Annotated in this window: 19 protein-coding genes, 1 pseudogene and 1 riboswitch; of the genes and pseudogenes, 8 read left to right on the top strand and 12 right to left on the bottom strand. The window is 40.4% G+C overall.

Annotation, left to right across the window (positions count from 1 at the left end; translation table 11 throughout):
• Positions 1 to 49: 49 nt before the first annotated feature.
• Both KHA99_RS31625 and KHA99_RS22620 read right to left on the bottom strand, forming a co-directional pair.
• Positions 50 to 1213 (bottom strand): SEC-C metal-binding domain-containing protein, encoded by a 1164-nt coding sequence (locus KHA99_RS31625; RefSeq protein WP_213119718.1) that lies wholly within the window; start codon positions 1211 to 1213, stop codon positions 50 to 52.
• 63 nt (positions 1214 to 1276) lie between these two features.
• Positions 1277 to 1606 carry a DUF1904 family protein gene (locus tag KHA99_RS22620; RefSeq protein ID WP_213119717.1) on the bottom strand — a complete coding sequence of 110 codons (330 nt, stop codon included), beginning with the start codon at positions 1604 to 1606 and terminating at the stop codon, positions 1277 to 1279.
• Positions 1607 to 1746: 140 nt separating this feature from the next.
• On the opposite strand from KHA99_RS22620, the gene KHA99_RS22615 reads away from it, so the two are divergent.
• Entirely contained in the window at positions 1747 to 2367 is a 621-nt protein-coding gene (locus KHA99_RS22615) for a DUF3298 and DUF4163 domain-containing protein (protein ID WP_213119716.1), read from the top strand.
• A gap of 63 nt (positions 2368 to 2430) precedes the next feature.
• Here KHA99_RS22615 and KHA99_RS22610 read toward each other — a convergent pair whose 3' ends face one another.
• A complete protein-coding gene (locus KHA99_RS22610) occupies positions 2431 to 3090 on the bottom strand; it encodes a DUF429 domain-containing protein (RefSeq protein WP_213119715.1) in 660 nt (219 codons plus the stop codon).
• Between the two features lie 173 nt (positions 3091 to 3263).
• Here KHA99_RS22610 and KHA99_RS22605 point away from each other — a divergent pair, with 173 nt between their 5' ends.
• On the top strand, positions 3264 to 3521 hold the full coding sequence (locus KHA99_RS22605) for an HPr family phosphocarrier protein (protein WP_213119714.1): 258 nt from the start codon (positions 3264 to 3266) through the stop codon (positions 3519 to 3521).
• A 132-nt stretch (positions 3522 to 3653) separates the two neighbouring features.
• Here the strand turns inward: KHA99_RS22605 and KHA99_RS22600 are convergent, their stop codons facing one another.
• From KHA99_RS22600 to KHA99_RS22585, 4 genes are all read right to left on the bottom strand, one after another.
• On the bottom strand, positions 3654 to 4922 hold the full coding sequence (locus tag KHA99_RS22600; RefSeq protein WP_213119713.1) for an MFS transporter: 1269 nt from the start codon (positions 4920 to 4922) through the stop codon (positions 3654 to 3656).
• Between the two features lie 308 nt (positions 4923 to 5230).
• The gene (locus KHA99_RS22595) at positions 5231 to 6031 is read right to left on the bottom strand and encodes a CBS domain-containing protein (protein WP_213119712.1); all 801 of its coding nucleotides are present in this window, start codon (positions 6029 to 6031) and stop codon (positions 5231 to 5233) included.
• Between the two features lie 31 nt (positions 6032 to 6062).
• Entirely contained in the window at positions 6063 to 7244 is a 1182-nt protein-coding gene (locus KHA99_RS22590; RefSeq protein ID WP_213119711.1) for a class I SAM-dependent methyltransferase, read from the bottom strand.
• A gap of 177 nt (positions 7245 to 7421) precedes the next feature.
• On the bottom strand, positions 7422 to 8132 hold the full coding sequence (locus KHA99_RS22585; protein WP_213119710.1) for a potassium channel family protein: 711 nt from the start codon (positions 8130 to 8132) through the stop codon (positions 7422 to 7424).
• 190 nt (positions 8133 to 8322) lie between these two features.
• Here KHA99_RS22585 and KHA99_RS22580 point away from each other — a divergent pair, with 190 nt between their 5' ends.
• Together KHA99_RS22580 and KHA99_RS22575 are read left to right on the top strand one after the other, a co-directional pair.
• A complete protein-coding gene (locus KHA99_RS22580; RefSeq protein WP_372447632.1) occupies positions 8323 to 9216 on the top strand; it encodes a permease in 894 nt (297 codons plus the stop codon).
• 13 nt (positions 9217 to 9229) lie between these two features.
• Complete coding sequence (locus KHA99_RS22575; protein ID WP_213119708.1) at positions 9230 to 10108, top strand: TIGR03943 family putative permease subunit; 879 nt, start codon at positions 9230 to 9232, stop codon at positions 10106 to 10108.
• A 70-nt stretch (positions 10109 to 10178) separates the two neighbouring features.
• Here KHA99_RS22575 and KHA99_RS22570 read toward each other — a convergent pair whose 3' ends face one another.
• From KHA99_RS22570 to KHA99_RS31615, 4 genes and pseudogenes are all read right to left on the bottom strand, one after another.
• Positions 10179 to 10394, bottom strand: a complete 216-nt coding sequence (locus KHA99_RS22570; RefSeq protein WP_213119707.1) for a hypothetical protein — start codon at positions 10392 to 10394, stop codon at positions 10179 to 10181.
• Between the two features lie 29 nt (positions 10395 to 10423).
• A riboswitch (cyclic di-GMP riboswitch) is annotated at positions 10424 to 10507 on the bottom strand.
• A 239-nt stretch (positions 10508 to 10746) separates the two neighbouring features.
• Positions 10747 to 11964, bottom strand: a complete 1218-nt coding sequence (locus KHA99_RS22565; protein WP_213119706.1) for a metallophosphoesterase family protein — start codon at positions 11962 to 11964, stop codon at positions 10747 to 10749.
• 337 nt (positions 11965 to 12301) lie between these two features.
• A complete protein-coding gene (lipP1, locus tag KHA99_RS31620) occupies positions 12302 to 13243 on the bottom strand; it encodes a LipP1 family hormone-sensitive lipase (RefSeq protein WP_213119804.1) in 942 nt (313 codons plus the stop codon).
• A 1026-nt stretch (positions 13244 to 14269) separates the two neighbouring features.
• Positions 14270 to 14905 (bottom strand): annotated as a pseudogene (locus KHA99_RS31615) (flavin-containing monooxygenase); the annotation flags it as partial.
• A 369-nt stretch (positions 14906 to 15274) separates the two neighbouring features.
• Between KHA99_RS31615 and KHA99_RS22550 the strand changes: the two are divergent.
• A complete protein-coding gene (locus KHA99_RS22550; RefSeq protein WP_213119705.1) occupies positions 15275 to 16054 on the top strand; it encodes an alpha/beta fold hydrolase in 780 nt (259 codons plus the stop codon).
• Positions 16055 to 16216: 162 nt separating this feature from the next.
• On the opposite strand, the gene KHA99_RS22545 is transcribed toward KHA99_RS22550, so the two are convergent.
• On the bottom strand, positions 16217 to 17920 hold the full coding sequence (locus KHA99_RS22545) for an NAD-dependent malic enzyme (RefSeq protein ID WP_213119704.1): 1704 nt from the start codon (positions 17918 to 17920) through the stop codon (positions 16217 to 16219).
• A 311-nt stretch (positions 17921 to 18231) separates the two neighbouring features.
• Here KHA99_RS22545 and KHA99_RS22540 point away from each other — a divergent pair, with 311 nt between their 5' ends.
• The 3 genes from KHA99_RS22540 to KHA99_RS22530 all read left to right on the top strand — a co-directional run bounded on the left by KHA99_RS22540 (position 18232) and on the right by KHA99_RS22530 (position 20437).
• Positions 18232 to 18537 carry a DUF4257 domain-containing protein gene (locus KHA99_RS22540; RefSeq protein WP_213119703.1) on the top strand — a complete coding sequence of 102 codons (306 nt, stop codon included), beginning with the start codon at positions 18232 to 18234 and terminating at the stop codon, positions 18535 to 18537.
• A gap of 166 nt (positions 18538 to 18703) precedes the next feature.
• Positions 18704 to 19507: an alpha/beta hydrolase gene (locus KHA99_RS22535; protein ID WP_213119702.1), complete on the top strand. Its 804-nt coding sequence runs from the start codon at positions 18704 to 18706 to the stop codon at positions 19505 to 19507.
• Positions 19508 to 19633: 126 nt separating this feature from the next.
• A complete protein-coding gene (locus KHA99_RS22530; protein WP_213119701.1) occupies positions 19634 to 20437 on the top strand; it encodes a metallophosphoesterase in 804 nt (267 codons plus the stop codon).
• Positions 20438 to 20480 lie beyond the last annotated feature (43 nt).

The raw sequence follows: 20480 nt of genomic DNA, 5'->3' as shown, positions 1-20480 counted from the left end.
CTTCTCTTCAATGATATAATTGGTCATTTCCCATGTGATTCCAAAAAATCTATTTCCCACAGCATTTTTTATATTTTTTCCCGCTTCCACATGGACAGGGATCGTTACGTCCAACTTTTGTTTCGTTCCTAATTGGGTCGGGTTTCCCCAACGTCCCTTGCTTACTGGCATTTCTAAAGTCCATTTCCCTTTTAAGGGCAACTTTTTTCCATAATTCTAATTCAGGATGCTTCTCGCCTAAAATAGAATAATAACTATAAACCGTCTGTTCTATATCCACTAAGTTTGAAGTATAATCGTTTTTCATATGGCGGCTAATTACCGGTAATGCCTCTCTAGACAAATGATGACAAAGGGCTTCGATAAGGATATCTTGGTCACCAATTTCTTCTGCAGCATCGTAGGCGTCTCGTAAAACCTGAATGGCGAAGTCTGTTTTAATATTTTCAACAACGGAAGCTGCAAAAATAACCGAATTCTCTTTATATAAATATGGCGCGACTTCCTTCACAACTTCATCAGATTGAAACTGAATTAACGCAGCAGCGGCTTCTTCCAACAGAACATCTTCATCTCGTCCAAGCAAGCTTGCCAGCATCGGTATATATTTTTCTATTTTTAACAAGCCAATCATATAGATCGTCAAAATTCCATGAAAGGAAAACCATTGTTCTTCCAATTCCTCGCGAAGAATAATGTCGATTTCCTCTTCTGTCACCCAGCCGTTTTTCACTATGCACGCTGCTAATATTTTGCCCTTTATGTATAATTTGTTCTGATTAGGATCTGTGTGGTCAAGATCGCTTAATATTCCCCCATATTCCATATAAACTTCTTCTTCCGTCCCATTTACGGTTAGCTCATAAATGGCCCACATATCCTTGGGAATATATTTTTCCAAGGATTCCCTATATGTAAGAGCAAGCTTTGGTTCAATATTCAATAGCAAGTTTATCGCTAAATGGACCTTGGACTTGTCCATACTTGGAATATTTTCAATTAAGACCTTAACTGCTTCCTCGCTAATCGTCTGATTATCAAGATAGATTAGAATCGAAGATTGCTTTTCTTTGTTTCGAAAAGCTTCTTGCAGTAATTCTACAGTCCACTCTTCAGGCACCAATGGATAATCGTGTAGTGCATAAAGGACTATTTCCTGAATTAAGATATCTTGACTAATTAAATGTGGTTTAATTTTTTCTAAAAATGTCATGCTAAACTCCTTTTGAGTTTGTGATTTTGTAATTACTTTAAAAATGGATTCCTATAATGAAAATTACGCAAAGCTTTTACCATTTAAATAATAATCGGACTCAGAAAACACACTAAAAGCTATTTCCACATCTGGGATCCCCAAACTATGTATATATTTGGTTGTAATGACTGCAAATTTATCCTGCACGGTTTGTCCGCGATCGAACCACTTTACTTCAATAAAAGGAAATCCTGGCACTTCTTCTCCATTAAAAACAAAAATCGAATCGACAATTTCAAAGGTGAAATTATCTGTTTCACACTCGCACAGTTCAGCCAATTCCTTTACCAAAGGTGTACTAATGTTTTTGACTTGCTCAACACTTACTCCTTTAAAAATCAATTGCGGCATGTTTAATCCCTCCGTAAATAAACTCTATTAAAAAACTGGAAAATCTCCCCGTTATTTTATCATAAAAAAATCTATCAAACATCAAGCGTTCACCCCGCTATCTGCTCACGAATATGCTGAGTGAAAAAGGGCGGAGAGAAATGCCGATTATATTACCAGTAGAAATTAAACCATTTATAATTGTGAGCGGACCCAAAAAGGAAGTTATTTATCCTCAAGTCGTCAACCTTCGAAATCAACAGCTGGAAAGATACATCAATCAAACCATTTTGCAACAAACTCAAAAGCTGATAGACACGCAGGTTGGGGATATGTCCTCCACTGTTAGTGAAATGCTTGGAACTTTTGAAATGAAAAATAACCAGCGCACCGTATTGAGTCTAAATCTCTCAAATTATACGTATCATGAACATGCAGCCCATGGAATGACCTATATCAAATCCTTAACTTTCGATCTTCAAAAAGAAACCCTGGTACAACTCAAGGATCTGTTCAAACCTGATAGCGATTATATCAAAAGACTCACTACCCTTATTCAAGAGCAAATCAAAAAACGTGATATTTTCCTTCTTGGAGATTTCACCGGAATTAAGCCTGATCAAGATTTTTACATTGCCGACAAAACACTCGTCATCTATTTCCAGCTTTACGACATCACTCCATATGCCTTCGGATTTCCAATTTTTCCAATATCGGTATACGAGCTGATGGATATATTAGATGAAAGCGGCCCGCTTGGAAGGATGGCTGAAAATAATTAATGGCTAAGGTTGACTATGGACATTTTGCTGGGTTTTTTTAAATTTTTGTCCCCACGACCCTATTTAACAACAATAATCAAAAGGGTGCAACGGGGGATCGGCAGGTAAAATCCACTTAGGCTGAAACTGTTTATCCCTCCAATGCCAAGCCCCTAATGCTGCGGCGCAGGCATCCATAGAATGGCTTTCTTCCTCTATTAAAACTGGCAGGTTGGTCAACTTTTGCTCACCAAGCCACTTTCTAATGAACCTCCTCGCAGCCAAATCCTGCTTGTAGCTTAGAACATAATCCAGATGTGATCGAGAAATTCTTGACCCAATTACAGCACCCGGGTGCACTTCCACCATCGAAATGGGATTCTCCGTTTTCAAATTACCTATTTCCCTACTGAGCTTAATCCCTCTCAGGGTAAGATAAACCATCCTATTAAAAGTAGGTGGCATAATGGACCCGGATTTCATCCCTAAGGACACAATGTACTGCCTTAGTTCCTTATCGCCCGGCCGATCCCCGCCGCCATCTTGATAGGATAAAGGAGCGTCGATTCCGATTACAACTTCATCATTCTGACTTTGATGAGTAACTTCATTTAATATTTCCAGATCGCCGATATTACTTAATTGTTTGTTGAATCTTAACGCACCAGCTTGGTTTTCAAATACAGCCAAGACAGTATCTTTATGATTGCTCGGTCCTGATAAATCAATCCCAATGATTTTCATTATATGCTCCATCACTTTCTATAAATATTATGGCAAATCTTCTCACAAATTTTATGACATAATGCCAGTATTCATATAAAATCCTTAATAATAAGGGGTACATCACCATACTTTTATAAAGAAGTGATTGTTTCTTTGTCAAGAAATAAGAAAGTTTAGAAAGGAGAGTTTTTATGATGCAACAAACTGTTGAGCTTAATAATATGGATGTTCTAGGCCTAAAACCTATTACTCAATTAGTTCAGGAAGCTTCACGATTTCACTCTGAAATTTCTCTTACTCACAAAGGCCGAAAAGTGAATTTGAAATCATTGCTTGGTGTAACGACACTCATGTTAGGAAACAAACAAAAAGTGACTATTGAAACCTCTGGTCAAGATGAAAAGGAAGCACTAGAACACTTATTGAAAAAGCTTGAATCGTTTAGCTGACACATGGGACTGTTCTTCTTCCTCAAAATTTTTTAAATATAAACCGTGCCTCCGCTTCAACTCCTGCTTTTAAAATCAAAAAGACAACCTTATTGGTCGTCTTTTTGTTTAGTTAACTCCAGTTTACCAATCTCATTGTCCTGTAGTTACGTTATGCTTTTCTCCAAGCTTGATCGGCTTAGAGAACGATAGACTTTGAGGTAAAGTTATCGATGCCAAGCTGGCTAGAAGCGCAAGGATACCCGCAGCACTGAACGAAAATAGATGCGTTCCAAACACTTCGTACCCCCATCCGCCTAGGAAGGAACCAATTGCTGCTCCAATTTGATGCCCTACAAAAAATGCTAACCCATTTAAAATTCCCAGCAACTTTACTCCATATAAGTCACCTAATATCGCTGTGGCCATGGCGACTGAACCGGCCCATACCAATCCTCCGATAATGGAAACAAGAAAGAGCTGCCAAGTGTGGGCTGATAAAACAAGACCAAAAAATCCAAGTCCTCGGACAAAAAACACTAAAAATAAAATATTTCTTCTCGGAAAACGGTCCGCGAGCTGTCCCAAAAACAATGTTCCAAAGATCGCGACAATTCCAATCAAACCTACCCCAAAGGAAGCGGTCATTGGCCCAAAATGGTGATCCATCAACATAGGAACCCCGTGCGATCCTAATAGATTCATCCCAAATCCACAAGCAAATAACACAAAAACAATTTTCCAATAGGTTGTTGTCCTTAAAGCATCCTTCAATGTGACGGTTGCCGGAGCTTCCTGTCTAGTAATTCCGCTTGTCTTGCCCGGACTATCGGCCTCTTCCGGGACATCTTCCCGCATGATAAAAATCGCAGAAGGAAGAATAATACATATAAAAATTACTCCAAAAAATAAAAGTGTATTTTTCCAGCCGACAAGGCCGATCATCCATGTTTCAACGGGTGTCAAAATCGCAATACCCGCCATTCCTCCTGTCGTCAAATAAAAAAGGACTTTCCCTCTTTGGCGGACAAACCATTTGCTAACAATCGGCGATAAGGTGATATTACTTAAAAAGGAAAGCCCTATCGACAGGAATACACCAAAAGAGAGGAAAAAGGAAAGCATCCCCTTGGAATAAACCGTCCATATCGTAGAAATACATACAATGGCCAACCCGATCAACAAAACAATACGGGTATTAAAAATTTTTAAAAGAAAACCTGCTAGCACCATTCCAATCCCATAAACAAGCATTCCGACGGAAACAACGAGCGAAATTTCAGTTCGCGACAATTTTAAATCTTCCATGATTGGATGGATAAACGGCCCGATTCCCATCCTCATTCCTGTTGTAAGCAAACCGATAATGGATGCTGAAATGACAATATACCAGCCAAAATAGAGTTGTTTGTCTTTATTCATGTTGTACACCTGCTTCCATTTCACAAAAGAACCCAATACAAACGTACCTTAACATCACTTCGCATCCTTCCTTCGATAGCCATAAAAAGATAGAAATTCCACATCACGTTCCAATTAATGATTTTAATATCATATCCCTTTAAGTAAACATTATAATTAACTATTCCGAAAATTACAAAATCAAAAACTATCTTCGAACACAAAAGTTTATTTTTTTAGGCAAATAAAAAAAGACAAACTTTATTAGATTTGTCTTTTTGGTTTGGAAAAATTCTTGATCTGACTACAATACCCGGATTGCCCTACTTTTATTTTTCAACTTCGACCAACCCATCTGCACTGAGAACTCGTTCTATTTGTAAAAGAATCTGGATAAATTCCTTATAATCGTGATAGATTTTTTCCTGAGAATGGGCTGTATTGTTTCGTAATTCCTCAATTTTCCTGAAAAATTCCTTGCATTGACTATTTGATTCAAAGCCCAGCTTCTCGACTAATTTTGGCGTTTTCCGAATGATCGTGCCTTTATCGGATAACTGTAAATTGTCCACCAAAGTCAGGGCTTCATTTGTTGCTAACCGCTCTTCCAAAAGCTCTTTAGCTTTGGTTAATCTTGATTCTGTTAACTTATCAGCCCAGCTGTCATCCGGATAAAATTCTTTAATAACTGAAATGATGTACATTTCCAGAAGTGAAACGAAACTGAAGGCTAGCATCCTTATTGGCTGCTTTTGTAAATCGGCCACCGTGACGATCCTGGTAACTTTGTTCTTTTCAAGGATAAAGGTGAATTCTCTCTCCTGAAAAATATCCAGCAAATCAATCAAAGAAGTGGAATCTGAGATAAGGTTATCGACATGAAAATCCTCAACAAACTCACTTATGATTCCTTCTTTTTTTATATCTTCTCTTTTTACGTATCCAATAAGTTTTCCGCCCTGATTAACCCCATAAATATCAAAATCGCGATCAAACATTTCCTTTTTAACAGCGACTGCATCATCTTCCGCTTCACATGTCTTGATCTCTTCTGAAAGCAATTCCACTGTCAGATTATTTTCATAGATATCTCTTAATTTCCGATAACCTTTTAGGGCATTGGATTTCAACCGTGACTCCCCCTTCCTTATAAATCAGCTTTTATTCCGGACGGTCTATCAGGCTGTCGTACTTTACAATCGGTCCTAGGTGACTGAACTGCCCTGCTGCCTGCTCCATTAGCAACTCTGCCTCTCCGTATTTCCCAGCAGGAAGAATGTCCAAATGTCTATGCCCCATATTACCATAGCTATAAACAAGCAGAAAATCATTCGTTTCCCAAAGTTCAAATCGATACATAAACCAGTGGTTGGGCACAGCCAAATACTGCCCTGATTTAAATGTTTTCTCTCCTAGTCGGTGAAAGGCAAACTCCGCATTCACCGTGGTATATGATTGGCGAGCCTCTATTATGAGTGGCTGATTTTTCGTATATAGGTGTTCCATCCCTTCCAAAGTGGAAAGTCCTGTTTCCTTTTTTGTCGCTACAATGATAGGGGATTGCTTTTTTGTTCTAAAATCATAATAGTCGAGGATCTCACTGTCGCTCCATTGTACATGAAGATTTGCTTCTTTTAGCAAATTTGCCCACTTCCCGAGATCTGCCGGGTTTTCCAATCGCTCACAAGATAGATAGGTTCCGTCCGGAGTTAAAAAGAAGTCGACAATTTGTAAATACCAGCTGTCGCCGAACGTTGGTTTTTCCTTCAGGTGATCTGGCAGCGACCAATATTTTTGAATGAAAATGGGCCCCATAATCTCATGAAAGCTGCGTACCGAAATGATCACATCAAAAGAATGCTTAGAAAAATGATCGAGGAGCTCCATAAAGTCGATTCGATAAAAGCTTACGTTAGAAAGGCCAAGCTGCTTGGCCAACCGCTTGGCACACCTGATTCCATTTTCGGACTGGTCGACCCCGATGATTTCCGCATCAGGAAAAAGCTTAGCATACCAGCATGCCGACAATCCATTATCACACCCGATTTCCAAAATTCTATTTGGCTTTAATTGTTTTTGCTGGCTTACCCAGGTGAGCAATGACTTGTGAAAGGACATCGTCCACGATTCTGCTGCTAAACTAAATGTCAGAGTTTGATTCTTCACATCATATATGTTCCCTTTCCTTTTGCGGGAAATAAGCGGTTCCAGTTCCTCTGCCAAGACGGAATCTACAGCAGTGACGTGCTTCCAAAAGGCGAGCTTACTTTTGCATTCTTTGATTCCGAGTGAATTAAAATAGTCGTCAATATTGGGTTTCTTTTGTTTCGTCTCAATTGACATACAATTATCTCCAGTTTATTAAAATCATTACTTATTATTAGGACTTGGTATTAAAAATAGTTAGTATAATATTAATCGTTTTTTATTATTTTTTCAAAAAATTTTATCAATCAATATTGAAAAAGTGCCAGGGACGATCAACAGGTTGGTCGTTCCTAGCACTAATCAGGAAAAGCTTTAGCTCTTCTTTTGTTCTTCTTGATAAGCCTTCAACTGCTCTATCATCACGAGAAGCTCTGGTTCACTAATGGTTGGGTAGTCGTCAATTTTATCTCTTACGTATTTCAATTGGTCGGGCAGATCCGTTTTTTTATTTGAAAAAAGCGAGGCAACCGTTCCTGTTACAACACCTATTAAACCGATTCCGACGAACATAAGTACACTTGCAATTAATCGTCCAACAGTTGTCTCTGGATATAAATCCCCATACCCTACCGTTGTGGTGGTCACGACAGTCCACCACAGGGCATCACCATAGCTGTCAAAGCTAGGTTCAATCCAGGCCATTGGAATGGCTGTCAGAAATAACAACGCAATAACGGTTATAAATAATTTATCAAAACGGTATTTTTCAATCAAAAGATCTAGAAGCGAATTATTTCTTTTCACTACGAGGATGAGCCGGACCAAGCGGATAAGGCGGATTAAACGAAGGGTTCTAAATAATTGATCGACGGGTATTAGTGCAAGTAGTTCTATCGGGTGATTCTTGACAAATCCCCATTTATTTTTGCTTAACATCAACCGTATCACATAATCGACAGCGAAAAGCCCCCATATAAACCAGCCCAAAACATAATCTTCCCGCTCGGGCAATTCAGCGGACAAAGAAAAAATAATCAGACCCGCTAGCAGACATTCATAAACAAAACCAATCTTCCTTTTCAACTTACCTCCCCCCTTTCTAAAAGAAATTCCCCATTTACCTAATTAATATTAAGGGAAAAGCTTAGTAGAATACAAGATTTAATGATGCATGGGGACGGTTCTCGTGCATCACTTCCACTTTTGGAAATAAAACATATAACTATTTGTCTTACTATCTGTTATAATTGCTATGTTTTTTTATGGCTTTTTCATTTCAGGAGGTTCTCCTATGAATCAATTATTGCAATTAAACACGATATTTATCAGTATCATAATAGAAGCAATTCCTTTTATTGTGATTGGAGCTTTTGTGGCGGCTTTAATCGAAGTATTTGTTTCGGAGAATATGATTGTTCGTATCATGCCGAAAAATAAGATTCTTTCGGTGATAACTGCTAGTTTAGTAGGCGCAATATTTCCAGGCTGTGAGTGCGGGATTGTTCCCATTACGAAAAGATTAGTTGAAAAAGGTGTGGCCCTTCCGGCCGCGATTTCGTTTATGCTCACCGGTCCGATTATCAATCCGATTGTTCTTTTTTCAACGTATATCGCCTTCGGTAATAGCTGGACGATGGTTTGGTATCGTGCCGGGTTTGCCATCGTGGTTTCTATCTTAGTTGGGATTGTTCTTTCTTTTGTCGTTAAAACAAATCAATTGAGAATGAAAGCTGACGAACATGTTCATGTCCATGACCATTCGAAACAAAATACGAAGCAAAAATTGGTCAGCGTGATCACTCATACCATCGATGAATTTTTCCACGTTGGAAAGTACTTGGTAATGGGTTCGTTAATAGCTTCAGCGCTGCAAACCTATATTCCGACTTCGACATTGGCGACTCTTGGACATTCAAAAGTAGCGGGTGTTCTTGTCATGATGGCGCTGGCGTTCATTTTGTCAATTTGTTCTGAAGCGGATGCGTTTGTTGCTTCGTCTTTCAGAAACACATTTTCACAAAGTTCCATCGTGACGTTCTTAGTATTCGGTGCGATGGTTGATATCAAAAACCTGCTGATGATGTTCGGAACGTTTAAGCCAAAATTCGTCATCCTGCTTGTTTCGTTAATTTCAGCATTCGTATTTATCGGGTCATTACTACTGTAAAGGAGGGGGAAAAATGTTTCGCGTCGTGATTTTATTATTGTTTACCAACTTGTTTTTCTATTTACATTTATCAGGAAACATTTCTAAGTATATCAATATGAAGTATTCCTTTCTTTCCTACAGTATGATTTATGCGTTATTTTTCCTGACTATTGTAGAAGGAATCAGATGGTATCTTAAAGAGAAAAAGTCGGAGAAGCAATTGGAATGTGTTGAATGCCATCATGATCATGCACATGAACATGATCATGACCATAAAAAACCGTCGTTTGGGAAAAAACTAAAAAGAACAGTTTCTTATACGATGATTATTCTTCCCGCTTTGACAGGAGTGTTTTTGCCGGTTGCGACTCTTGATTCACAATTAGTTAATGCCAAAGGATTTAGTTTCCCTACATTAGAAGACGGGGCCGACCGTTATGGCATGCACCAAATTTTAAATCCGGACATGAGTAAATTTATGGGTCAGGATGCGTTTACGGAATTGGTTAAAAAGGAATTCAAATCGTATAAAGGAAATGACCATATTACCCTAACAGATGAGGACTATTTAAAAGGTCTGGAAGTCATCTATAACTATTCCGGTGAGTTTGTTGGGAAAACCGTAACGATGAAGGGTTTTTCATATAACGGTCCGGGGTTAAACGGCAACCAAATCTTTTTATTCCGGTTTGGGATTATCCACTGTATTGCCGACTCTGGTGTGTTTGGGATGATGATTCAATTCCCTGAAAATGTCCACATTCCAAATGATCAGTGGTACGAGGTTACGGGAACGGTGGACACGATGTATTACCAGCCTTTTAAAATGAAAATCCCTATTTTAAAAGTGACGGATTATAAAATTATTGAGCAGCCAAAAGATGCTTATGTTTATAGGAATAGTTTTTAATATAAAAAAGAAAGCTCCAAGCACTTTAAAAAGTCCTTGGAGCTTTCTTTTTCGAGTGGCTTCTCCACCTCTAATCAGAAAAGCCAGAGTGGAAAAACGTCTTTTTTCTATCGTAGCGTTCTAAGGCAACCAAAAATAACCTTCTCTTCAACAATTCATTTTCTAACAATTTATAATTTTTGTCTGCCATTTTTAGTAATGCCGTTATGTACCCCTCTATAATATTTTCATCACTAAGTTCCACCACATCCAATTCAAATTCTTTGTCACAAGCATAAGTAGTCAAATTGAAATCCCCCTAAAATATCTACTATTTTAGGCAGCTCAGCCATCGTAGTTACAAACCTTAGACCTGAAGCTTTGCGTCCCAACCTTTCGAGTGGTTTGCCTTTTTCTAAATAAACTAATTATTTATATTATATTACAATTTTTTCAAATATTACATAACAAAAATTTTTTCTGGCAAACATAACCAAGAAAAGTGACAGTTTTAAATTTGTTTCCATTGTTAACATCCCTGCCAGCTTTCGTATTGGCAGGGATGTTAAATAAAACTATAATTTTTTTAAACGTCCAGTTTGGATTTGAATTGATTACGTTATGAAAAAAATAATCGAATTGAATTCAATTCCTAAGATCTATCTTCTTACCACTTTTTCATTCTTTTTGCCTTCATCTATTGGCCCAGGTGCAATACTTTGGTCATTGGCTGTCAAATCGATGCCATAATCTTTAGCAAACACCATATGAGTTTCCACCAGCACGTCCTTTGAGTTTTCGTCTAAATTGAAAACCCTGGCACCGCGCAATCTGTTTCGATCAGCCCCCGAAAGGCCGTATGCACCAAAACCAGTGCTGCCGGAATAGCCGAGCAGGATTCCATAATAGTTACCCATATAAGTATTAACGTGGTCATGACCGCAGAAGACCCCCTTGACATCTCCTCTTTCCAGCATAGCTGAAAACATTCCGCTGTTGATTGGCCCCGGACATTCCTCTTCATTTCTTTCTCCAACGATTTTGTGTTTGTTTACAGCATTTGCGTGATCTGCATCCGTTCTTCCGTCCACACTTCCGAACCACATAAATCTATGTTCCCAGAGTGGGATATGAATAAATACAAGCGATGGAACCTTGTGCCCCCATTGCTGCTCCAGTTTTTTCGATGTCTCATAATACCAGCTGACCTGGTTCATACGAAGCCAGTCCCATGTCGGGTATCCTTGAAAATTTTGTCCCGCAATCGTTTGAGGGGCATATCTTCCACTGTCAAGCAGCCAAAGGTTGAATGCCGCATCTGTACCTTTAGAATTTTTGATAAGAAGATTCATGTTTCCAGTACCCGTAATGTCTTTAACCCCAGGTGTGTTCATATTGTATCGGTAAGACATATAAATGCCCAGCATGTCCTCCTCATTTAGGCCGCTTTTCGGAGTGGAATCCTCATCATGATTTCCGTATGTAATGGCCCACTTAATCCCTCTTTGCTCCATCGGCTGCGCCACATTGTTGATGGCTTGTTTCATTTCGGTAGGGGTGTCACAGCCCCCAGTGATGTTGTCTCCGTTAAGGACCACAAAATCCGGTTTCTCTGTATCAAGGACTTTTTCCATAAGCTGTATGGTACGGCGGTCAATATTTTCATCATCCTGTGTATCATTAAACTGCACGATCTTGAATTTTCCGTCTGGATTAAATTGAAGTTTCATATCATTATTTAATTCGGCATAAGCTGTCCCAGTAAACAAATCTTTTGGAAGGCCAGCTGCTCCCAGTGTTAAGGCGAGTGTACCTATTCCCCCTATTTTAATAAATTTTCTTCTGTCCATCTCCTTGTGTGAATCTAAATTACTCATAGCAAATCCTCCTCAAGTTTTTATGTGCACAGTTTAAAAAATATATCTATTAATAAAATAGCAAGGAGATTTTAATTCTCTATATGGCTTTTGTAAATTATTGATTATAAATTGGTAAAGAATTCAAGACATAAATAAATCCACCTGAGCCCAGCTACTCGAGGTGGATTTATTTTTATTAAATTCGCAATCAAGGTCAGTTGTTTCACATAAAAAACATGTGATTGGGCCACCCTGTTTTCATTTGACTATTTATTACTTATGTCACTTTTACAATGGTTATAAAAAATATTTGTCCCGTCCAGTTTTGAGTTAGACTCCTAAATCAGCATTCTATCTATATAGTTTTTACAGCACTAAAAGCTTGCTTCAATGCATTGGCCGCCTGGTTGATGGCGTTATGCGCTTCTGCCAGCACCCCTGGCATCCAGAAGAAGCCGTGAATCATTCCGTCATAGCGAGTCACTTCCACCGGTACACCTGCTGCTTTCAGCCGTTCTGCGTAGGCTTCCCCTTCATCGCGCAACGGATCAAAGCCTGCCGTAATCACCAGTGCTGGCGGAAGGCCGCTTAAGTCCTCTGCCAATAAAGGCGAAGCATACGGATTTTGACCATCCTCTTCATTTCGAAGATAATGATTCCAGAACCAGACCATTGTATTCTTTGTTAAAAAGTAACCTTCCGCATTATCACGATAAGAGTCCGTGTCATAAGCGTGATTTGTGACAGGATAGATGAGCATTTGATAGGCAAATGAAGGGCCTCCCTGTTCACGAGCCATCAAAGCCACAACTGCAGCAAGGTTTCCGCCGGCACTGTCACCGCCTACGGCAATCCGCTCAGGGTCCACTTGAATGGATGCAGCATTTTCCGCTACCCACTTTGCGGCCGCATAAGAATCCTCGGCAGCAGTCGGGAATTTGTGTTCCGGCGCCAAGCGGTAATCGACGGATACGACAACACACCCGGCTCTGTTTGCTAACATACGGCAAGGTACATCAACCGTATCCAGGTTGCCGATGACCCAACCTCCGCCATGGTAGTAAACCAATGCTGGGAATGGCCCTTCACCCGCCGGCGTGTAAATGCGAACAGGAATTTCCCCTTCAGGCACAGGAATCGTCCTGTTTTCTACTTTGGCTACCTCTTCAGGAGCACCTGCTAATAGACTAAAGTCACCCATCCTGGCAAGTTCAGGAGTAAGCAGCTCCATTGGCGGCGCACCGGCGGACTCTAATTGTTTTAAAATAAACCACGCTTGCGGATCAATGTTTGACATGAAAAATCCCTCCTTCACTTTGCTATCATCTGTGCTATCATGTGCTAGCACAGAAGTAAACCCTTCATAGCCTCTTGCTGCAATATCATCACAAATGATGCGATACAATCCAACTCCTCCGGCAAAGGCAAGGAATCCGCGCGGCTTGCCGTCGATATTCGCACCCATGTACCAGGAATCTGTTTTAGTTAGCAGAGACATGTCGGCAATAGCATGGCATTGCTGGCTCCAGAATGCTTCCGCCTTTTCAGTGGCCTCAAATGCTTCCAAATGATGCTCACGAAGATAATCAATGCAATCAGCAACCCAATCCACATGCTGCTCAATCGAAACCATCATGTTGCTTAGAACCGATGGGCTTTGCGGACCGGTCAGCATAAACATATTCGGGAAGCCGGAAGTGGCAAGTCCAAGATAGGTCTTCAACTCTGAGCCATCTGCCCACTTATCCTTGAGTGAGACATCGTTTTTTCCACGAATATCAATTTTAAATAAAGGTCCTGTCATGGCATCAAAACCAGTCGCAAACACAAGGACATCTAATTCATACTCGTTGTCTGTCGTCTTGATTCCATCTGGAGTAATTTCTATAATTGGCGCGGCCTTAATATCAACAAGTGAGACATTTTCTCGGTTGTAGGTTTCAAAATAGTTGGTATCTATGATAGGTCGTTTAGTGGCGTAGTAGTATGTCGGCATTAACTTTTGTGCTACTTCGGGGTCATGAACAATTTGTTTAATCTTGGAGCGGATAAAGGATGCGGCGGTTTCATTCGACTCTGGGAGCATGGCTATATCATTGTAGTTGTAGGTAAGTGTAAATAGTCCGCCCTCTTGCCAGGCTTTTTCATATAAACGTTCCCGTTCTTCTGGGGAATCCTCCAGGGCAGACCGCATTCGAGGTCCATACGGTACACCGTGCTGCGAGTAACGCATGAGTTGTTTAGTCTCATCATAATTTTCCCAAGTCTTCCTAATATCCTCTTCCTCAAGGGGATGATTTTGTGCCGGACAGCTATATTGCGGTGTCCGTTGAAAAACGGTGAGGTGACCCGCTTCTTTGGCAATAACCGGGATTGCCTGAATTCCACTTGAACCAGTTCCGATCACCCCGACACGCTTGCTGCTAAAGTCCAGCTTCTTGTGCGGCCATCTTCCTGTGTGGTACATCTCGCCCTTGAAGCTGTCTAACCCCTTAATTTTAGGGATGTTAGAAGAAGAAAGACAGCCTAATGCGGTGATAAAGTATTCAGCAACGACCAAAGTACCATCGTCCATGCGAATCTCCCAGTTCCGGTTTACTTCATTGTAGCGAGCGGCTGTTATTCTTGTCTTGAACTGAATGTCTCGCCTTAGGTCCAGTTTATCTGCCACAAAATTTATGTAGCTTAAGATTTCCGGCTGCTCGGCAAATCTGGATGACCATGTCCATTCGTTCAAAATCTCTTTTGAAAAAGTATAATTGTAGTAAATACTTTCGATGTCACAACGTGCACCGGGATAGCGATTCCAATACCAAGTGCCCCCAACATCATCTGCAGCCTCATAAACGCGAACCGAATACCCGGCCTCCCGGAGCCTATGAAGCATATACAACCCAGAAAAACCAGCCCCAACTACTACAGCATCAAACACACGACCACTTTGTTGATTCAATGCCATTTACAAATTCCTCCTTTGGGATATGGGGACGATTCTCATGTTTTACTATGTATTTTCCATGACCACCTGATTGAAACGGCATGATGCAACAGAACGTCCCCGCGCCAACTGTAAGCGCTATCAAATATATTCTTTCTGGATGATTAAAAGTCCTTTTAACAGAATAAATTTTTTGGGAGGATCGGTTATGGGATGGTTCCTGTGGTTCATTAGCCAGCACTACAACCACAAATTAAATATTTTTAAAAGTTTATCCTAAAGACAGTATAAAAAACGCTATAATTATAACAACATGCATATTTATCACAATTAAATTAGGATTCTTTGCTCTATAATAATAGAATAATACATTAATAGGAGGAGATTACCTTGCTTTGCGCGTCGGTAAACGGAGTCAATCTCTACTATGATCGATTAGGCAGCGGCGATCCGCTCGTACTCATTCATGGGTTGGGGGAACGAAAAGAAGGCTGGAAATTTCAACATGAGCTGGCCGAACACTTCGATTTAATTATCCCCGATTTACGGGGCTTTGGAAAAACCAGGTGTTCAGAAAGTCAGGAAATAACCATTAACGCGTTTGCAAGAGACATTGTTGAATTATTGGATCAATTAGGCTTGAACGAAGCGCATATCCTTGGCTTTTCAATGGGCGGTATGGTTGCTCAGGAAATTTATAAGATACGTCCGGAAAATATAAAGTCTCTCATCCTTGCAAACACTCTTTTTTATGTGCCGAAGTGGTTAAAAAAACTATTGCTGCGGACAAACAAAAAATTTACAAGTAACTTGACGATTGAAAAATTCCACACAGGAGCGACTTCGAGATGTTTGCATGATAAAAATGAAGAAACCGTTCAAAAAGTCATGCCTATCTGGTCCGAACATCTTGACGGATTTCTTCCAGGAGTACGCGAATGTTTGGAAATTGATTATCGGCAAACATTGAAAAAAATGAATGTTCCCACTTTAGTCATTTCCTGTCAGAATGACAGAATTTGTCCCCCCTTCAATCAAAAAAGAATGCATAAATTAATACCAAACTCCAAGTTTTATACGATCAAAAAAGCGGGCCATGTGGGGAAAATTGAAAGGACAGATGAATTTAATCGTGTGGTATTACACTTTTTAACATCTGGCTCTGCCTGAAAGTATAAGTGGATGGGGACAAACTCCTTTAGAAAAAAAGATCAAACAAAATTTGAAAGACCGAACATGCAGTCCATGTCCGGTCTGATTTCATCTTAGGTGTCAACTCAAAAACCATGTACCAAGAATGATGCACAAGAACCGTCCCCATGCATCACCCTTTTAAATACTTGTCCAAATTCCTACACTTTTTATTTCCTTATATTCAGGTTCCCACATGGCTTCGGTAACTGCTTGCTTCACATTTTTAATGTCCTCCTTTGCAATTCCTTCGTTTATAGCAGCATTGGCTACTTCAACGGCTACGTATTCTGATACTTCGTGCAGGTTTTCAACGGATGGCAGGAGCGACGCACCTGGTTTACTAGTGTCTGTCATTTTGGCAACGGCATTAGCTGCGGCTGCAAACATTCCTTTTGAGATGATTTCAGCTTTTGCCACGATAGCTCCAAGTCCAAGCCCTGGGAATACAAATGCGTTGTTTGCCTGCCCAATTTCGTAGGAAACTCCCTTGTATACAACAGGATCAAACGGGCTGCCAGTTGCAATTAACGCCTTTCCTTCCGTCCATTTGATTAGGTTTTCTGGGACTGCTTCAGCCAGTGCGGTTGGGTTGGACATTGGGATGATAATTGGCCGTTCAACATGCTTGGCCATTTCTTTTACAATTTCTTCAGTAAATGCGCCCGCTTGTCCTGAAGTACCGATCAAGATGGTTGGTTTTACCTTCTGGACTACTTCGCTTAATGAAATGATGCCATCCTCATTCCGATCCCAGACCCTCACTTCTTCCGCATTCCGCAAATAAGGTTTCTGGAAATTCAAGACGTCTCCGGATTCGTCAGTCAACAACCCCCGGTAATCAATTGGCCAGAAACGGTCATAGGCCTCTTCCCTCGTTAAACCTTCAAGAATCATAGCATCTACCAGTTGGTCAGCGTTTCCAATGCCGGCCGACCCTGGTCCGAAGATTACAATCCGCTGATCCTTCAGATATGTGCCTGTGACTTTCAAGGCAGACATAATCGCAGCAAGGGTAACCGCACCTGTTCCCTGGATGTCATCGTTGAAGGTAAGAATTTTGTCACCATATTTGGCCATGATGTTGCGTGCGTTCACATTTCCAAGATCCTCCCAGTGAAGAAGCACTTCAGGAAAAAACTTTCTCGCTGTATGGATGAATAAATCAATGAACTCTTCATAACGCTCGCCGCGGACGCGGGCGAATTTGTTTCCGATATAGATAGGATCAGAAATCAACGTCTGGTTATTCGTGCCAACATCTAGCACGACTGGCAGAACGCGGCTTGGATCAATACCGGCAGCTGCTGTATAGACGGCAAGTTTACCGATGGCGATATTAATGCCGCCTACCCCTTGGTCCCCTATCCCTAGAATGCTTTCCGAGTCGGTAACCACAATTAAATCAATCCCATTTTTAGGAAGTTCAAGATTATAAAATGCCGTTTCAATGCCTTCTAGGTCATCGATGGAAAGATACAAACCACCAGGGCGACGGTAGGTATGGGAATAGGTCTCTATCGCTTCGCCTACAGTCGGAGTATAAATAATCGGAAGCATTTCTGCTAAATGCTCCTTCAAAAGACGGTAAAACAAAACAACATTGCGGTTATACAAATCATAAAGCACGCCGTTTTTGAACAGATTGGTGGTCCTCATCGAATATTGCTCATAGACCTTTTTCACCTGTTCCTCAAGCGTGAGCACCCGAGGTGGCAGCAAACCATCGAGTCCAAGATCCTCCCTCTCTTCTTTCGTAAAAGCCGTTCCTTTATTCAAAAAAGGATTAGAAAGAACTTCTTTACCTCTAAGCGATGTAATAATCACATGTTCAGGAACATTCATGGATTCTCCCTCTTTCTAAAGTCTCATTTATCAATAGGTTGATGCATGGGGACGGTTCTCATGCATCATTTACGAGATGGATGATGTATAAGAACGGTTCTCTTGCCTCATTTTCAATAAAAAATGTGGCAAGAGAACCGTCCCTATGTTTCATATTGGGAAATTTTTTGGAATTTAATGGTACATTCATCAGGATATCAAATATCAGTATTTTTTTCATATACTAGTGAGTTTCCAAGTTTAGTATAATGGTAATACACCAAGATTTACCTTAGGTCCAAAAAATTAGGCTTAAGGAGAGTGAGAAACAGGTGTTAGTAAACATTATTTTCTCTTTATTAATTGGTGGGACAGTTGGTATTTTGGGACATGTTCGGAAGCATGGGAAAATTATTATGCCGCGCCGAACTAAAAAGTTTCTTTATCTCGGGTTTCTTGAGGAAATGCTTCTAGGTGCCATTGCTGCGCTTCTTCTCGTTTTTTATACCGCTCCTAATTCCTTTATCGAGAATATCTTCTTCTCGCTAATTGCCGGAATTTTAGGTGATGCAGCACTTACAAGTTATAAAATTATCAGACAGCACAATGAAGAGAAAGCAAAATCCAACAATCAATAACGGCAAAGGAATACTTTTCAACCCCACAGCATCAGTCTTAACTGATGCTGTTTTTTGTTATTCAATCCATTATAAACACTGGCTTTATCTACATAAGTAATTTTGTAATGAATTGCTAAAGGGAGACAAAAACTAACAAAAATATTTCAGTTAAAGGAGTTAGGACATGCAATTAAAAGCACCCGAACCGTTTACCTTTGAAAGCGGCGACCGCGCAGTTTTGCTTCTTCATGGTTTTACCGGCAACACAACAGATATACGAATGTTAGGCCGTTTTTTAGAAGAAAAAGGCTACTCCTCCCATGCGCCCCTAGATAAAGGACATGGCAGCGCCCCGCCTGAAGAGCTTATGAACTCCACATCGGATGATTGGTGGAAAAGTGTATTGGAGGGTTATCAGCTGTTAAAAAATAAAGGCTACGAAAAAATCGCAGCAGCGGGAATCTCACTTGGTGGAGTTTTTTCTTTAAAGCTCGCTACCGAGGCCCCGCTTGTTGGTGTTGTCCCGATGTGTGCACCATTGGGATTCAAAAATAAAGAAACACTGCCGAACATGGTACGTGCCTATGCTAAACAGTACAAGGAGTTACAAGAAAAGACAGAACAAGAGATCAATAGCGAATTGAGTGCATTTCAGGATAACAGTATGCCGGCGGTCGAAGGTTTACTGAGGATAGTATCCGATGTTTCCTCTCAGCTGCATAAAATAAAAGTCCCAACTTGCATCGTTCAAGGCAGGCTTGATGATATTATTGATATGGAAAGCCCGCAAATCATATTCAACGGGATTCAATCTGCCAAAAAAGAAATCAAGTGGTATGAGAATTCGGGCCATATCATTACACTCGATGATGAACGAAATCGTGTCGAGGAAGATGTGTTTCAATTTTTGGAGCAATTGAATTGGGAAAATGATGAACAGATTATCCCTTCTATTCAAGAAACGGAAGCACCGCAAATATGGTGGTAATTTTTAAAAGGTGCCGGGCACTACTCTTAAATGGGTGGTGCCCGGCACTTTTTTGCTTTAATAAAGGAAATTGGATTGGTTTTAAAGAAATTGTATGAAGGACTATTTTTACAGGGAGGACTGTGGATGAAAATCGCGATTTTGTCAGATATTCATGAAGGCTTGAATCGAAAACGGACTCAGAGCCAAATCATGGATGTTTTGTATAAATGGATAGAAACCAATCGGCCCGATGTGTTTATGATCAGCGGTGATATGACAGCGGGTCCGGATAAAAGCCTTGCTCTTTTGAATCAGCTTCAACATGACTTTCCGAAGACTAAGTTCTTATTTGTGCACGGCAACCATGATGTCTATTATGAAGATTCGCAGGCTGCTTATGAAAAATTGCTTCAATTCCCCGGGAATCTTGGAAATGGCCCGGTTGAATTAAATGGGGACTGGGTAATTATTGGTGATGGCGGTTGGTATGATTATAGTTATCAAATTGAAGGGTACACGGAAGAACAATTTAGGATCGGCACGTTCAACGACTTTACCTGGCCGGATAAGCTATATGCCCTTTGGCCAGGTTCGGATGGCGAAGAAACGGACCGCTACGTCCAAAAGCTGGAGAAGTGGCTGCACGAGTATCGCGGGAAAAATATCATCATGGTCACCCATGTCGTTCCCTTTCAAAAATTCTTGCAAGTGAAGAATGACCCTTCTTGGGACTTTTTCAACGCCATGATGGGCAGTGAACGCTTTGGTGAATTGGCATTGAAATATGGTGTGAAAAAATATATTTTTGGGCATATCCATACCAGATACCATGAGCACTATAACGGAATCGAAATGATCTGCAACCCGTTAGGATACTATCCACATGAATGGAATCACCAATCAGTGGAAGAAGAGATTTTTTCGACAATCAAAGTCATTGAGATTTGATGTCCCCTGTTGACTAGAAAAAGCCGTTTTTTCTCCATTGCTC

Source organism: Neobacillus rhizophilus, from assembly GCF_018343535.1.
GTDB classification, from domain to species: domain Bacteria; phylum Bacillota; class Bacilli; order Bacillales; family Cytobacillaceae; genus Neobacillus; species Neobacillus rhizophilus.
This window is presented reverse-complemented; position numbering and strand designations above follow the sequence as displayed.

Excerpts from the sequence above, each read along its gene's own strand:
- KHA99_RS31625 (WP_213119718.1), bottom strand. The coding sequence starts at position 1,213 with ATGACATTTTTAGAAAAAATTAAACCACATTTAATTAGTCAAGATATC.
- KHA99_RS22620 (WP_213119717.1), bottom strand. The coding sequence starts at position 1,606 with ATGCCGCAATTGATTTTTAAAGGAGTAAGTGTTGAGCAAGTCAAAAAC.
- KHA99_RS22615 (WP_213119716.1), top strand. The coding sequence starts at position 1,747 with ATGCCGATTATATTACCAGTAGAAATTAAACCATTTATAATTGTGAGC.
- KHA99_RS22610 (WP_213119715.1), bottom strand. The coding sequence starts at position 3,090 with ATGAAAATCATTGGGATTGATTTATCAGGACCGAGCAATCATAAAGAT.
- KHA99_RS22605 (WP_213119714.1), top strand. The coding sequence starts at position 3,264 with ATGATGCAACAAACTGTTGAGCTTAATAATATGGATGTTCTAGGCCTA.
- KHA99_RS22600 (WP_213119713.1), bottom strand. The coding sequence starts at position 4,922 with ATGAATAAAGACAAACAACTCTATTTTGGCTGGTATATTGTCATTTCA.
- KHA99_RS22590 (WP_213119711.1), bottom strand. The coding sequence starts at position 7,244 with ATGTCAATTGAGACGAAACAAAAGAAACCCAATATTGACGACTATTTT.
- KHA99_RS22575 (WP_213119708.1), top strand. The coding sequence starts at position 9,230 with ATGTTTCGCGTCGTGATTTTATTATTGTTTACCAACTTGTTTTTCTAT.
- KHA99_RS22565 (WP_213119706.1), bottom strand. The coding sequence starts at position 11,964 with ATGAGTAATTTAGATTCACACAAGGAGATGGACAGAAGAAAATTTATT.
- lipP1 (WP_213119804.1), bottom strand. The coding sequence starts at position 13,243 with ATGTCAAACATTGATCCGCAAGCGTGGTTTATTTTAAAACAATTAGAG.
- KHA99_RS22545 (WP_213119704.1), bottom strand. The coding sequence starts at position 17,920 with ATGAATGTTCCTGAACATGTGATTATTACATCGCTTAGAGGTAAAGAA.
- KHA99_RS22535 (WP_213119702.1), top strand. The coding sequence starts at position 18,704 with ATGCAATTAAAAGCACCCGAACCGTTTACCTTTGAAAGCGGCGACCGC.
- KHA99_RS22530 (WP_213119701.1), top strand. The coding sequence starts at position 19,634 with ATGAAAATCGCGATTTTGTCAGATATTCATGAAGGCTTGAATCGAAAA.